This window comes from Microcoleus sp. AS-A8, assembly GCA_039962225.1.
GTDB lineage: Bacteria > Cyanobacteriota > Cyanobacteriia > Cyanobacteriales > Coleofasciculaceae > Allocoleopsis.
Genome location: JAMPKV010000018.1, coordinates 1 through 13,166, shown reverse-complemented (window position 1 = coordinate 13,166; position 13,166 = coordinate 1). Strand labels below are relative to the sequence as shown.

Sequence of the window (13,166 nt, the reverse complement as noted above, 5' to 3'; positions counted from 1 at the left end):
TTTAAGGGGCAGGGGCAATGAATTATAGTACCAGAATCCGCAAAATTCAGGAATAGCCAATCACCACTTGCATGTTAATAGAAATTTCCAATAGATTGGCAACCGATCAAGGTTATAAAAATAAACTATTGTGTGATTTTATACAGCATCGAACACATCCTACTTTGAAGTTCATCCCTTCCCATGGCATCCTTAAAATCCCAGCAGCATCGTTTTTTTAAATATCGGCTTGCTCTGCTCATCAGTCTTTTAATTATTCTTCCTTTAGGTTACATGATTCGGTTTCATGGAGCTACACCAGAATGGATGAATGACTTGTTTGGAAGTATAGCGTATGAAATTTTTTGGATTCTACTGATTGCTCTTTTGTTCCCCAAAGCTTCTCCTCTTTGGATGGCGATAGGAGTATGCTTAGCTACTTGCGTTGTGGAGTTTCTTCAACTCTGGCATCCTCCATTTTTAGAAGCAATGCGAGCCACTTTACCCGGTCGTCTTGTACTAGGAAACTCCTTTACTTGGTCAGATTTTCTTTCCTACTTCATCGGTAGCTTTTTCGGTTGGATGTGGATGTGGGGGCTGCGCCAGCAAACTCTAGTACGATCAGGTGTACTTTAGTTAGTGTCCAATTTGTCTCCAAGCACCTTCATGATTTACAGCGATTACCCTGTACTACCCGAAGCTTGCACGCCCAGAATTCGCCTGTTTTTGGATACCGCCGATATCACTCACTGGCAAAATTGGCTGCCAATGGGACTATTTTACGGGGTGACGACTAATCCACTTTTGTTAGAGAAAGCTCAAGTTACCTGTTCTGTTGAGTCGTTAAAAGAGTTAGCCCAAGAAGCATTTAATTTAGGCGTGAAAGAAGTCCAGCTTCAGACGTGGGGAACTTCGGTTGATGCCTTAGTGAAAACAGGCGAACGTTTAGCTGGAATTGATGATCGCGTTGTCGTTAAAGTACCCATTACTCAAGTTGGCACACAAGCGGCTTCTCGACTGATCGCACAAGGAATTCAGATTACGCTCACTGGCGTCTATGCGATTCCCCAAGTCCTAATTGCAGCCGCTTTAGGTGCCAATTATGCAGCTCCCTATCTGGGTAGAATTAACGACTTGGGGCGCAATGGATGTGACGATTTAGTGGCAATGCACAGAGCCATTGTGGGAGTTGGCAGTATAACCCGAATTCTAGTTGCCAGTATTCGGAGTGTTGATGATCTGGCGTTTCTCGCGACTCAAGGATTGGATACCTTTACCTTTTCAGAAGCGATCGCCTCCGCCTTTTTCGACGTTACGGCAACCCATCAAGCCGCCACTGACTTTGAACAAGCGGCTCGTCGCATGGGAGCAGAAGAGATAAGTTGAGATTAAGAGCGATACTCAACTTTCCGCTCTCGTCAATTCTAAAACTATGCCACAACTCACCACTCCCCCCAAAGACAACGCAATTCTCACCGAACCCCAAACCGAAACTGCCAAACCCAAGAAAAAGAGCAAATCGCTTCCTCCCAAACTAATCATCAAATTAGGTAAGTTTGTCTGGACAACCCTGTGGCACATCATGATGTCCAATCTTGCCCCACGCAATAAACAAGGAGCCTACATTCGCCCCAGCAGCCAGTTTCGGAACTGCATCGGCACAGAAGAAGGCAACCCCTACCCACCAGAAACAGGACGCTACCATCTCTACGTTGGACTTAGCTGTCCTTGGGCACATCGTACTCTTGTTATTCGCGCACTCAAAGGACTCGAAGATGCCATCTCGGTGTCCATCGTCTCTCCTTCACCGATTGAGGGAGGTTGGGTATTCAACGAGGAAGAACAAGGTTGCCGCACGCTGGCTGAACTGTACCAACTGGCAAAACCAGGATACACAGGGCGTTCTACGGTTCCCGTACTGTGGGACTCTCAGACAAAGACGATCGTCAATAACGAGAGTTCTGAGATAATTGTGATGCTGAACTCCCAATTCAACGAGTTCGCCAAAAATCCCAGCCTCGATCTTTACCCAGAAGAACAAAGGGACAAGATTGATGAGTGGAACGATAAAATCTACCACTCAGTCAACAACGGTGTGTATCGTTGCGGCTTTGCCCAAACTCAAGAGGCATATAACCAAGTCTGCAATGAACTCTTCGCCACCCTTGATGAGATTGACGCAGCGCTGGAGACAAGTCGATACCTCTGTGGAGACAGGGTGACGCTGGCAGATATCCGTTTATTCACTACATTATTCCGCTTTGATGTAGCCTACTACGGGATATTTAAGTGTAACCGTCGGAGAATTCGGGACTATAAGAACCTGGGAGCTTATCTGCGTGACTTGTATCAGCTTCCTGGAGTCGCGGATACTTGCAACTTAGAGGCGGTGAAGCAGGACTATTATGGCAATCTGTTTCCTCTCAATCCCGGTGGTATTATCCCTTCTGGCCCTGATATGACCAATCTCCTAGAACCACATGCTCGCGAAAATGTCGGTAAGATGTCGGCTTTGCCCGGTTAAAACTGACAGATAAAGTCTGATTGAAAGAAAATGGCACTGGCATCAGCCCTGAATTCAAATTCGGGCTTAGAGCTAAAACCCGTTAAAACTGACATCTTACACCAGTTGCAATAACCCGCCAGGGGTTTAAACCCCTGGCTCACAGCTAAAGTCGTCTAAAGACGACTGAGTAAGAGTTTCAGTCCATTTCAATGGACTTTAGCTATGAGCCAAGAAATTAATTTCTTGGCGGGTGTGAAGGCTTACTGACAAAGATGCAATATCTCAGTTAAAACGGGTTAAAAGGCTGATGGAGTAAGCTTTAGCTTGACCTAGCTTTAAGCCTGAAAGTTATTTGAAGCCTCTTATGTCAGTGACATTCCTCTTAAGTTAGCAGCTTAACGCCTTGATCTTTACTGGCATAGACGCGATCGCACGGACACACTGAAAGTAGTCTCTCACTGCAAGAGGTTGACCCCACATTCCCCAAACCCTACAGGGCGGATGTGACAGCCAAGAACAGCTTTGAGGGCTATTCAATCAGGACTTAATCGTTCGGGAGATTGTGCCTATGGCGATGATTGTGCAGCAGGAATGTTCAACGAGGCAATTACCGTTAACGCCCCAGAAAAATTAGCCGATAGATAAAAACTCTTTTCTCTTCTCTTCTCTTCTCTCCCCTTTCCCTCCTCAGTGCCCTCTGCGCCTGGAGTGGTTCGTTCACCCTAAAAAATTTTGCAATAATGACATTTCAACTCATGAAAACCAGCAATTTACCACCTGCTCCAAAAGGTCATTTTCTATTCGGAATTCTGGAAGAATACGTCCGCGATCCCCTAGGCTTCTTAACTCTATGTGCCCAAGACTATGGTGATATTGTCTACTTTCCTGGCATTCGATTTGTAGGATACAAAGCCTACTTTATCAACCACCCGGATTATATTGAAGATGTGCTCGCGACCAAAACTCACCAATTCGGCAAATTTAACCAAGGTTTAGGGATTATTGGCCGAATTTTAGGCAATGGACTCGTTACCAGCGAAGGCGACTTTTGGCGTCACCAACGTCGCTTGATACAACCCGCTTTCCACCGAGAAAGAATTGCAGCTTATGGAGAGGTAATGGTTGCTTATACCAACCGAATGCTGACTCGTTGGCAAGCGGGTGAAATTCATGATGTCCACGAAGACATGATGCGCCTCACATTGGAGATTGCTGCCAAAACGCTGTTTGATGTGGATATGGCGGATCAGGCTGATGAGGTGGGACAAGCACTCGCGTTTGCGATCGCTTATTTCGACCAATGGCAGCGCAATCCCATCGCCATGTTACTCCCAGAGAATGTCCCAACTCCAGGCAATCTACGTTCCCGAAAAGTGATTCAGCGCTTAGATGCGATCGCTTATGAACTCATCCGCCAGCGCCGAGAAAGTGGTCAAGATACGGGTGACTTACTCTCGATGCTCCTGCATACTCAATACGAAGATGGCAGTCAAATAACTGACCAACAAGTGCGGGATGAGGTAATGACAATCCTTTTAGCCGGTCATGATACCACCGCCTTAGCCATGACTTGGATGTTGTATCTTCTCTCACAGCATCCAGAGGTTGAAGCCAAACTGGTAATAGAATTGCAAACCGTGTTAAATGGACGTGATCCAACTTTCGCCGACTTACCCCAGTTGCGTTACACCGATAGGGTGGTGAAAGAAGCTTTGCGACTTTACCCGCCTGTTTGGGGGATGGCACGCAGAGCAAACACGGATAGTGAAATCGGTGGATATCCCATCCCCAAGGGTAGCGTGATTATCCTCAGCCAGTGGGTTACACAACGCAATTCCCGCTATTTTGACCAACCCGAAGACTTCAACCCCGATCGCTGGGCAGATGGCTTGGCGCAACGGCTACCCACCTATGCTTATTTTCCCTTCGGTGGGGGGCCACGAGTCTGTATTGGCAAGTCATTTGCTCAGATGGAAGCTGTGTTACTGTTAGCTACCATGGCTCAAAAATTTCAGTTTACCCTCGTACCAGGGCAAGAAGTTGAACCTTGGCCTGCTTTTACCCTGCGCCCAAAACAGGGAATCAAAATGGTACTCAGTGAGCGATCTGTTCAAGACACTCCAGTACTTTCTGCAAATTTATAGCACTATTCCAATGAGCAGCCAACGCGTTGTTTTAACTCCCTAGGATTCACTGGGTGGCGGGTTTGCTTCTATCAGCTATTCACGTAATACTTTTAGGAGCGTATTAATGATCGACTCCGTTGCCCCTAACAATGGACTTTCTCGTCCAAGTCAGAAGAATTTCTAAGCAATCGATCGCTTCGTCTCTTTCATGATTATGAGGGCAATACTGTAAAATACTTTCCAGCATTTGTGACCCCATTTGTTCCAGGATACGAATACTTTTTAAGTCGTCTACAGTTGGAGATTGCCAATTGAGGATTCGATCGCGCAGAGCTCTCTCTTGAGGAGATAGTTTATCCATGTTGTTATCCTGATAGGTTGGAGAGAAATTCTCTCTAAGGAATGATTTTTTTCGATTTTGGCCTGATGTTCTCAATGTTAATCGTGGAAAAACTCACTTTACAGATCAATTAACTGACTTCATGAAATCTTCCTACGCAAAGCAATAGTAAACTTTTCTGCTCATCCCTAGATAGCGATTACGGTAACTGGAGCTGAGCTTGTGCGTTAAAAAATTGACGTGCAACGCCTTGAGTAACCAAGACAGTTGTTGTCAGGTTGGCAAAGGCAATCATAAACATGATCAAAATCTGGTAAGATGCGGCATTCAACGGGTCAATCCCACTCAGTAATTGACCTGTAATCATCCCTGGTAGCGTCACGACTCCCACAATCATCATTTGATTTAGGGTCGGAATTAATCCAGCCCGGATCGCCTCTTTGCGATAAGTTTCCACTGCCTGCTGGGGCGTTGCACCCAAGCTGAGATGAGTTTCAATTTCCAGGCGGCTGCTTTTCAGGCTGCTGACGAAGCGTTCCCCAGCGATCGCGGCTCCGTTCATGGCATTACCCAGTACAATCCCCGCTAACGGAATCAAGTACTGTGGCTCATACCAAGTTCTGGGGTGAATAATTAACAGATTGGTATAACTCAAAGTCAAGGCTGTACTGAAAAATAGTGCACCAAACACCACAGGGATGAGTCGGGGAATCTTTTTCCCGACACGATTGCGAGTGGTAATGGTGGCAATCGTCAGCATCACCATTAAGACCCCTAATACGCCTGGAATGGCGACTGGGTCTTTTAAATCAAAGATTACAGCTAGGATAGAACCAACGACCAACAACTGTACTACGGTTCTGCCAGTGGCGATCGCAAGCTGAAATTCTAGTCCCAGTTTTTGCCAGCTCGATAAGCCAATGGCGATTGCCATCAAGCCCAATGCGCCAACTAAGTCAATCGGGTCAAGTTCAATTAAAGAATTTTCCACTCCACAACTCACTCACTTGGTTGAATAAGGCCAGAAGCTGGTCAAAAATCTGGGAAAAGCAGCCGTTCCAGCCCCTACCTTCTCTCTAGACTATTCTGTCTGAGTCTCATGTCACAAGGAAAGTCTAAGCTTTTGAACTGAAAAGGTGAATAACTTAGAGGGTTCAGGGATAATGATTACTCCTTATCTACTCAACTCTCCTATGACGCCCATGATCCCCAGCTATGAAACAATTTGAGAACTTCAGCATTCTCAGGGAATAATGAATGGGAACACCTGGATTCCCTTTTGCAGCAAAATTTGGTTTATTTAAGTAAAAATTCTAGGTGTAAGCGAGTGACAAATATTCCTCCTATTGACCTGAAACGGCAGTACCAAATGATTGGTGAACAAGTAAGTGCTGCGGTTCAGGATGTCCTAACCTCCGGACGTTATATTGGTGGCCCAACCGTCGAAAGCTTTGAACAGCAGTTTGCGGCTTACATGGGTGTGAGTGAAGGCATCGCGTGCAACTCTGGTACTGATGCCCTTTATCTCGCCCTACGGGCGTTGCAGATTGGCCCTGGGGATGAAGTCATTACAACACCCTTTACCTTTATTGCCACGGCTGAGGTGATTACAGCCGTCGGTGCAACGCCAGTGTTTGTTGATATCGATGCCCAAACGTTTAATTTTGACGTAACTCAGCTAGCCGCCGCCATTACTGACAAAACGAAGGCGATTATCCCGGTTCACTTATTTGGGCAACCTGTGGATATGACTTCCGTGATGGATCTAGCACAGACTTACGGATTGGCTGTTATTGAAGACTGTGCTCAGGCAACCGGTGCAGAATGGGCAGAACAAAAAGTAGGAAGCATTGGACATGTTGGCTGCTTTAGTTTTTTTCCCACCAAGAATCTAGGTGCTTGTGGGGACGGTGGGGCGGTAGTCACTAACGATAAGAATCTTGCTACATCCATCCGTCAGTTGCGAGAACACGGTATGGTCAGCCGCTATTACCATGAAGCTACGGGTATCAACAGCCGATTGGATGCCTTACAAGCTGCCATCCTCAAAATTAAGCTGCCTTATCTAGATCACTGGAATGATGCACGTCGTGAGCTAGCTGCCATTTATCACCAGCTATTGAAGCCAGTACCCGGAGTGGTGCTTCCTCAAGAACAACCAGGGAGTTGCGCGGTATGGAATCAATACACCATTCGTCTCACTCAAAACAACAGCAGTGGTCACTTTCGAGATGAAGTTCGCCGCCAGCTTCAGGAGTTAGGCGTCAGTGCAATGGTCTATTATCCCCTACCTTTGCACTTGCAGCCGGTTTATCAGAAATTAGGCTACCAATCGGGTCAGTTTCCTGTGGCTGAGACAGTCTGCCATGAGGTACTATCTCTGCCCATTTTCCCAGAACTTTCCTTGGAGGAGCAGCAACAAGTGGTCTATCGTTTGAAGGATTGCTTAATTTTAGAGCGAGTTTAGCTATAGGTGTTGCTGCTTTGTGGCATGAGGTAGGGGTACCCACAAGGGGTACCCCTACACGCTGAATCATTAATCTAGAATGAGTTAGACCTGAAGGCTTCGAGGGCTAACCGTCGCCAAGGCTTCAACTAAACTGCGGACAGCGGCAACCATGGCAACTTCGTTATCCAACTGATTGATGGCAGAACCAACACCAACACCCCTGGCACCGGCGGCAATAGCCATGGGTACAGTTACGTTGGATAGGCCAGAGGCACACATCACTGGTACTGACACCGCACGGGAAATCTCATAAGCGGCCGCCAAGGTGGGGGATGCTTTTTCAATTAATCCTAGGGTTCCGGCTGAGCGGGGTGTACTGCTAGTTCCGCCTTCGGTTTGGATGATGTCGGCACCAGCTTGGACTAAGTCTTCAGCCAGTTGTACTTGCCGATCTAAGGTCAGAATGTGGGGGACGGTAACGGATAGGGTGATGTGAGGCAGGAGCGATCGCGTTTCATGCGTCAGCGCCAACACTTCTTCGGCCTCAAACCGCCTTCCCTGAGCGTAAAAGCTATCAAAGTTACCAATTTCGATCAGATCGGCACCGGCTTTAACGGCAGTAACAAACTGAGCGGGTTCCACTGCGGATACACAAATTGGCATATTTGTCAATTGACGAACCAACCGTACCAAATCTGGAGCGGCGGCGATATCCACAAACGTCGCACCACCTCGATCAGCGGCTTTTACCGTCGCGGCAACGCTTTTGGCGTCAAAATTATGCAAGCCGCTAATGACTTTGAGGACTTGGCTCTGGTCGAATGCTTTTTGTAGGGTCGGATGCATAGTCATAGTTGCTCTTCGATAACCTGATTATCAACGAAGTAGGGCAGCACGATTTAATAGTCAAACTCTAGATGGATGCCCATATACTTACCCTTGTCTAATTTTTCTTCCTTGAGAGCTTAGACGAAGGGGAAGACTTTTGCCTAGACTAAAAGCATACTGGAGATGTGTATCATCCTGCTCCTGAAGACGCATGAATTTTGCACCCGGAAACTTGTCTTCTTTTCACTCTGATGTTTTGCAGCAAACACAGTTGGGTCAACTGTGTGGCCAACAACAGCTATTTCGCAATCGCTACGAAGTCCTACGGATGCTTGGTCGAGGTGGGTTCGGTGTCACATTTCTAGCTAAAGATGTGTTATTGCCGAGTGAGCCGTTGTGTGTAATCAAGCAATTGTGTCCTAAGGTTGCCGACCCTTCCGCTTTAGAAAACGCCCAAAAACGCTTTGAACGGGAGGCAAAAATTCTCGGCAAGTTGGGCAGCCATTCCCAAATTCCGAGGCTGCTGGATTACTTTATCGCGGACGGGGAATTTTACCTGGTTCAGGAATACGTGCGTGGCTCGACCTTAGCAAGGCTTGTGAGGCGTTCTGGTTGTTTTTCGGAAGAATGGGTTACACGCTTCCTGCGCGAGATGCTGGTGCTGTTACAGTACGTTCACAAGCAGCAGGTGATTCATCGGGATATCAAGCCTCAAAATATTATTCGCTGTCAGGATGATGGCCGACTGGTACTGATTGATTTTGGAGCCGTTAAAGAGCTAGTGGCTCAAGCCGGAGAAACCAGCATGAAAGCACCCACCACTCATTTTATTGGGACGGTGGGGTTTGCGCCGCCTGAACAATTTTCTCTACGCCCTGTGTTTGGCAGCGATATTTATGCACTAGGGATTACTTGTCTCTATTTGTTGACGGGGAAAGCACCCTTGGATTTTGATAGCGATCGCCATACCGGTGAGTTACTCTGGCAAAATTCCGCCCAGGTAAGTGAACCCTTTGCTAAGGTTTTGAGCAAAATGCTCAAAATTTCTCTGAGTGAGCGCTATCAATCCGTTGGTTCCATTTTGCGAGCGCTCGATCACGAGTCCACTCCAGATAATCTCGCTCGGTGTCTGTTGACTCGCCACCAACCCGATCCAGAAGCGTTGGCAAACAGAAATGAAACCAGTACTCACAGCCATCACTCTCCTGCTGCCAAAGCGGCGATTGCAATTCGAGACTGGAAATACCGGATGCAAGCCAGACAGCAGCAGCGTCAAAAGGACAAAATTAACCACCTTCTGAGTGAATCTAACAATTCCAAATGAACTCAGCCTTTGTCCAAATCAAGGCCATCCTACTTCCCTTGGTTATAGATTGCTAATTATCTCATTGAGTGTGGTCTTTAAGTCAGTGAGCTTGTTTACAGAGATTCTACTGGCAAGCTCTCTCATTTTTGTAATCAAAAATATTAGGAATTTTGCCGATAATTTTACTTTAAATAAACAAGCACCTCTCAGTATTTTTGTAAACTGAAAGGCGCTTAATTTTTATTGCTAAAGCTCAATTTTGGAGAGTTATAACCTAGAGTTTAGCTTGATAGTCCTTAAAAGACTGATAGTAATTATCTGCCCTGTGAAGGTGACACTGGTCTGTAATTTGCTTCATTAAAGACCAAGAGAAACGACACTCATAAAGTTTGTCACCCCAATTTTCTTTTAGGGCGCTATGAGCCAACCGCAGATTGTAAGAAGGAATAGCGGTGGAAATGTGATGGGGGATGTGGACGTTGATGTCGTGGCAGAGGAATTCGACCCAACGGGGATATGTGCAATGGACGGTGCCAAAAAGCTGAGCTTCAGCTTCATTCCAGTCACGAGTGGGTGTGAAAGGAATGTCGGGGGCTGTGTGGTGAACGATAGTGAAGGTACTCATCCAGAAGTGGTACACCATCCAAGGCATGAGCCAGAATTTGACAAAGCCCCAGATACCAGTGGTAGCCAAGAGTAAAGGAAACGCGATCACAGCAAAACCGAGCGTCACTAAAACCGAAAACTTCACCTGAGAGCGCTTTTTCCCCTGAAACTGAGTCCAGTTAAAGTGCATCAATCCCCAATGGGCGATCGAGCCAATCCACCAAACTCGACCCCGGATGAGCTGGTAAAAAAACTTTACCCAACCTGGACTGCTGGCATAAAATTCGGGTGTAAAGGGGTGCCACGCATTGTCTTCTTCCAGCTTATTGGTATGGGCGTGATGATGATTGTGTAGCAGTCGCCAGCTATGGAATGGATAAATCAGGGGTAGAAAGGCCAAATGTCCGACAAGGTCATTGACCCAACGCCGATTTGCAAAAGAGCGGTGCCCACAATCATGGCCAATCACAAAAAAACCGGTCAACGCTGTACCGGTAAAAATCCATAAAAGGGGTAAAAGAAACCAGGGCACCACAGATAGACCCCAGTAGCCCAAGCCAACCATTAAGACATTAATGATTACCAAAGTCCAGGCTTTACGACGGTCTTTTGTAAAAACCTCTCGCGGGAAGGTTCGCAAAATGTCCTTCAATTTTAAGGACGAAGCCGTTTCGAGGGGGGCTGTGTTGGAGCCTGGTTCTTTAATTGCCGATATAGTCATGAAAAAATTGTTTTCTCCAGGGTCAGTATTGGTAGAGGACGCATGTTTCAGTCATGTTAAACAACCCGCCAGGATAAAAGATACTGGCAGGCAGTGCTTTTGCTCTGCCCGATATTCGAGTCAGAGACGAAAAGTACTATTACACCCAGAGCGATGCCCAGGGCGATCAGCGTTTTACTGACGACAAAGTATTCTATTATCCTTAATTCCCCGTGTCTGAGTTGACCGACGAGCCTTGCCGTTGCTGCTTCAAAATTTGCAGATGCTGCAAGAGGGATTCAACTTCCGCTTGCAAATGCAAATACTTGACTTGCTGGTCAGCCTGATAAAGAGACTTCATCAATGCCATCAGACGGGGGTTGTCAGTTGAGGCAGCCCTTGAAGTTCTCATGAACTGGGAGTTATCAACCGAACGAGGGGGAGCGATGAGACTAGATGAACGAGTTGACATCAGCCGTTTGGTAGTTATTTTTGCTTACTCACACCAACGGACATTGTAGCTTGAATGTCAAGGTTAGTTAAGTTTAATGTGTCGCTTTTCGGAGTGGTTGAGTTTTAAGTGAATTCATGCTATAATAGCATAGCAGTAAAGACTATACAAAATTAATTGCTGCCCCTTAATACAAACCGGGGATTAATTTTTTGACCTGTTGCTGGTACTCTGCATAATCTGGATATTTCTGAGTTAACCAGGCTTCTTCTCTACGGGCTTTGGCATCGAAAAAGGCGAATAGAATAGCGGTTGCCAGGAGGTGAGAAAGACTACCCTGGAAGACAACCCAGCTCATGGCGATCACAATCACTCCACTGTATAACGGATGACGCACAATGCTGTAAATACCGGATTGTATGAGTTGTCCATCCTCTTTCGGGTAAGGCAAGGGTGTCAGGTTTCGCCCTAAGTCCAGCAGTCCTTTGCCGATGAGGATAGAGGCTCCTAGCCCCAGCACAGTGGCGATACTCCAGCGTAGAGACAAAAGCAGGGGTGAGTCAATGACCCAACCTGTTGGACGGTAAATCGGCAAGAGTACAAAACCAATCAGCAGGGCAGCTTGAAGTAGGACTAAGTACTCTCCGCGTTCACCACTGCGCCATCCTTGACGCGAGAAGCCCCACTCTTGCAAGAGTTTCATCATTTGCGAACCCTCCTCCTCTTCAGACTCATGACACTTCCGGATGCTCTAACCTCAAATACCCGTCAATGAAGAGTATTACATTTTATAAGTAGGTGGGCATTCATATTTGTCGTTGAGGCAAGGCAGAGGGCTGAAGGCTGAAGGCTGAAGGGAAGAGGCTTTTAGGCTCTTAACATTTGTTGACATATCTGCATTTATTTGTGCCTACCTACTGACGCAACCGTTTAGGATGCCTAAACGAAACCGAAGAGAGATTTAGAAAAAATTGCCAAGAAAGAGCCCTCTCAGAGCTTCCAGATGAGAGGGCACCTCAGTAGTCCAAATGCTTACATATCAAAAGGTACTGAGAAAGTGTGAATAATTTGTGAAATAAAGGGCGAGTAATTACTCTAGCGATACATCTGTTCCCGTAAAGTTAATTACTCCCGAACTCGTCGTTACTCCTAATGAGCCAAACACCGCACTTCATGAGTCTGAATATTAAAAATTTGTAGCACGAAGCCTAAAGAAATTCGCTTCTTAGGCTGCGACTGGCGGACTCTACCGTAAAGGCGAGTTCAGTCCAACCCAAGCGATCGCAGACGTGGTGGAATGGTTACAGAAGTTTACTCTCTTCGCTACCTGGTTGAACGCAGGATTGAAGGAGCGAAGATATTGCGGAGCCAAACCGATTTATCAGTTGCACAGATTGCTACCCGTGTCGGTTTCGCAACGCCAAGTCACTTCACAAGCGTTTTCCGCAAACACCTGAAAACGACACCCAACACCCAACACCTATAGGCGATCGCTTTAAACCCCAAGGTTTTCATTTGCGATCGCCCCGCGCGAAAAAGTTCCCGCAAGATTAAGAGACTTTCCGCAAAAACTGAAAAGACACTAGCGACACACTGTTGCTAGGCTTGGTTTTATCAACCGAACTTCCTAATACCAATTTCATAAATGCTTGCTACAGATGTTGTTCTGACTCCCCCCTTACTAAGGGGGTTGAGGGGGTTGATGGTAGCGATATTTTAGGAAATTGATATAAGGTTCCCCTCATAACCAGCAACTCGTTAGTGGGACTCAAACAAAAATCAAGCCCAAATCAAGCCTAAACTCGCTTTATAAGCGGCGAATACGTCCTTGTTTTGGTTGAGCCATTCAACAAATCGATAAGACATCGCCGTTCT

General features: G+C 46.5%; 13 protein-coding genes. 7 read left to right on the top strand and 6 right to left on the bottom strand.

From position 1 onward, the window contains the following. Positions 1 to 183: 183 nt before the first annotated feature. The 4 genes from NDI48_23680 (at position 184) to NDI48_23665 (ending at position 4,629) form a co-directional block, all read left to right on the top strand. Entirely contained in the window at positions 184 to 615 is a 432-nt protein-coding gene (locus tag NDI48_23680; GenBank protein ID MEP0834170.1) for a DUF2809 domain-containing protein, read from the top strand. Between the two features lie 30 nt (positions 616 to 645). After that, positions 646 to 1,365 carry a transaldolase gene (locus NDI48_23675; GenBank protein MEP0834169.1) on the top strand — a complete coding sequence of 240 codons (720 nt, stop codon included), beginning with the start codon at positions 646 to 648 and terminating at the stop codon, positions 1,363 to 1,365. A gap of 46 nt (positions 1,366 to 1,411) precedes the next feature. Next, positions 1,412 to 2,503 carry a glutathione S-transferase family protein gene (locus NDI48_23670; GenBank protein ID MEP0834168.1) on the top strand — a complete coding sequence of 364 codons (1,092 nt, stop codon included), beginning with the start codon at positions 1,412 to 1,414 and terminating at the stop codon, positions 2,501 to 2,503. Positions 2,504 to 3,225: 722 nt separating this feature from the next. Then, the gene (locus NDI48_23665; protein MEP0834167.1) at positions 3,226 to 4,629 is read left to right on the top strand and encodes a cytochrome P450; all 1,404 of its coding nucleotides are present in this window, start codon (positions 3,226 to 3,228) and stop codon (positions 4,627 to 4,629) included. Positions 4,630 to 4,732: 103 nt separating this feature from the next. Here NDI48_23665 and NDI48_23660 read toward each other — a convergent pair whose 3' ends face one another. Beyond that, positions 4,733 to 4,972, bottom strand: coding sequence for a hypothetical protein (locus NDI48_23660; GenBank protein ID MEP0834166.1), 240 nt, complete (start codon positions 4,970 to 4,972; stop codon positions 4,733 to 4,735). 178 nt (positions 4,973 to 5,150) lie between these two features. Beyond that, the gene (gene fetB / locus NDI48_23655; GenBank protein ID MEP0834165.1) at positions 5,151 to 5,885 is read right to left on the bottom strand and encodes an iron export ABC transporter permease subunit FetB; all 735 of its coding nucleotides are present in this window, start codon (positions 5,883 to 5,885) and stop codon (positions 5,151 to 5,153) included. Positions 5,886 to 6,278: 393 nt separating this feature from the next. Between fetB and NDI48_23650 the strand changes: the two genes are divergently transcribed. Further along, positions 6,279 to 7,418, top strand: coding sequence for a DegT/DnrJ/EryC1/StrS family aminotransferase (locus tag NDI48_23650; protein ID MEP0834164.1), 1,140 nt, complete (start codon positions 6,279 to 6,281; stop codon positions 7,416 to 7,418). 84 nt (positions 7,419 to 7,502) lie between these two features. Here NDI48_23650 and NDI48_23645 read toward each other — a convergent pair whose 3' ends face one another. Next, positions 7,503 to 8,252: a DUF561 domain-containing protein gene (locus NDI48_23645; GenBank protein MEP0834163.1), complete on the bottom strand. Its 750-nt coding sequence runs from the start codon at positions 8,250 to 8,252 to the stop codon at positions 7,503 to 7,505. Between the two features lie 187 nt (positions 8,253 to 8,439). Here NDI48_23645 and NDI48_23640 point away from each other — a divergent pair, with 187 nt between their 5' ends. Further along, complete coding sequence (locus NDI48_23640; protein ID MEP0834162.1) at positions 8,440 to 9,552, top strand: serine/threonine protein kinase; 1,113 nt, start codon at positions 8,440 to 8,442, stop codon at positions 9,550 to 9,552. 256 nt (positions 9,553 to 9,808) lie between these two features. Here NDI48_23640 and NDI48_23635 read toward each other — a convergent pair whose 3' ends face one another. The 3 genes from NDI48_23635 to NDI48_23625 form a co-directional block, all read right to left on the bottom strand. Continuing rightward, entirely contained in the window at positions 9,809 to 10,861 is a 1,053-nt protein-coding gene (locus NDI48_23635) for a fatty acid desaturase (protein MEP0834161.1), read from the bottom strand. Positions 10,862 to 11,063: 202 nt separating this feature from the next. Beyond that, entirely contained in the window at positions 11,064 to 11,312 is a 249-nt protein-coding gene (locus tag NDI48_23630) for a hypothetical protein (protein MEP0834160.1), read from the bottom strand. Positions 11,313 to 11,478: 166 nt separating this feature from the next. Beyond that, positions 11,479 to 11,997 carry an isoprenylcysteine carboxylmethyltransferase family protein gene (locus tag NDI48_23625; GenBank protein MEP0834159.1) on the bottom strand — a complete coding sequence of 173 codons (519 nt, stop codon included), beginning with the start codon at positions 11,995 to 11,997 and terminating at the stop codon, positions 11,479 to 11,481. A gap of 591 nt (positions 11,998 to 12,588) precedes the next feature. On the opposite strand from NDI48_23625, the gene NDI48_23620 reads away from it, so the two are divergent. Beyond that, a complete protein-coding gene (locus tag NDI48_23620; GenBank protein ID MEP0834158.1) occupies positions 12,589 to 12,777 on the top strand; it encodes a helix-turn-helix domain-containing protein in 189 nt (62 codons plus the stop codon). Positions 12,778 to 13,166: the final 389 nt, after the last annotated feature.

What these genes read in the sequence shown, in the direction of transcription:
- NDI48_23680 (MEP0834170.1), top strand. Translation starts at nt 184, where the DNA reads ATGGCATCCTTAAAATCCCAGCAGCATCGTTTTTTTAAATATCGGCTT.
- NDI48_23675 (MEP0834169.1), top strand. Translation starts at nt 646, where the DNA reads ATGATTTACAGCGATTACCCTGTACTACCCGAAGCTTGCACGCCCAGA.
- NDI48_23670 (MEP0834168.1), top strand. Translation starts at nt 1,412, where the DNA reads ATGCCACAACTCACCACTCCCCCCAAAGACAACGCAATTCTCACCGAA.
- NDI48_23665 (MEP0834167.1), top strand. Translation starts at nt 3,226, where the DNA reads ATGACATTTCAACTCATGAAAACCAGCAATTTACCACCTGCTCCAAAA.
- NDI48_23660 (MEP0834166.1), bottom strand. Translation starts at nt 4,972, where the DNA reads ATGGATAAACTATCTCCTCAAGAGAGAGCTCTGCGCGATCGAATCCTC.
- fetB (MEP0834165.1), bottom strand. Translation starts at nt 5,885, where the DNA reads ATGGCAATCGCCATTGGCTTATCGAGCTGGCAAAAACTGGGACTAGAA.
- NDI48_23645 (MEP0834163.1), bottom strand. Translation starts at nt 8,252, where the DNA reads ATGACTATGCATCCGACCCTACAAAAAGCATTCGACCAGAGCCAAGTC.
- NDI48_23640 (MEP0834162.1), top strand. Translation starts at nt 8,440, where the DNA reads ATGAATTTTGCACCCGGAAACTTGTCTTCTTTTCACTCTGATGTTTTG.
- NDI48_23635 (MEP0834161.1), bottom strand. Translation starts at nt 10,861, where the DNA reads ATGACTATATCGGCAATTAAAGAACCAGGCTCCAACACAGCCCCCCTC.
- NDI48_23630 (MEP0834160.1), bottom strand. Translation starts at nt 11,312, where the DNA reads ATGTCAACTCGTTCATCTAGTCTCATCGCTCCCCCTCGTTCGGTTGAT.
- NDI48_23625 (MEP0834159.1), bottom strand. Translation starts at nt 11,997, where the DNA reads ATGATGAAACTCTTGCAAGAGTGGGGCTTCTCGCGTCAAGGATGGCGC.
- NDI48_23620 (MEP0834158.1), top strand. Translation starts at nt 12,589, where the DNA reads ATGGTTACAGAAGTTTACTCTCTTCGCTACCTGGTTGAACGCAGGATT.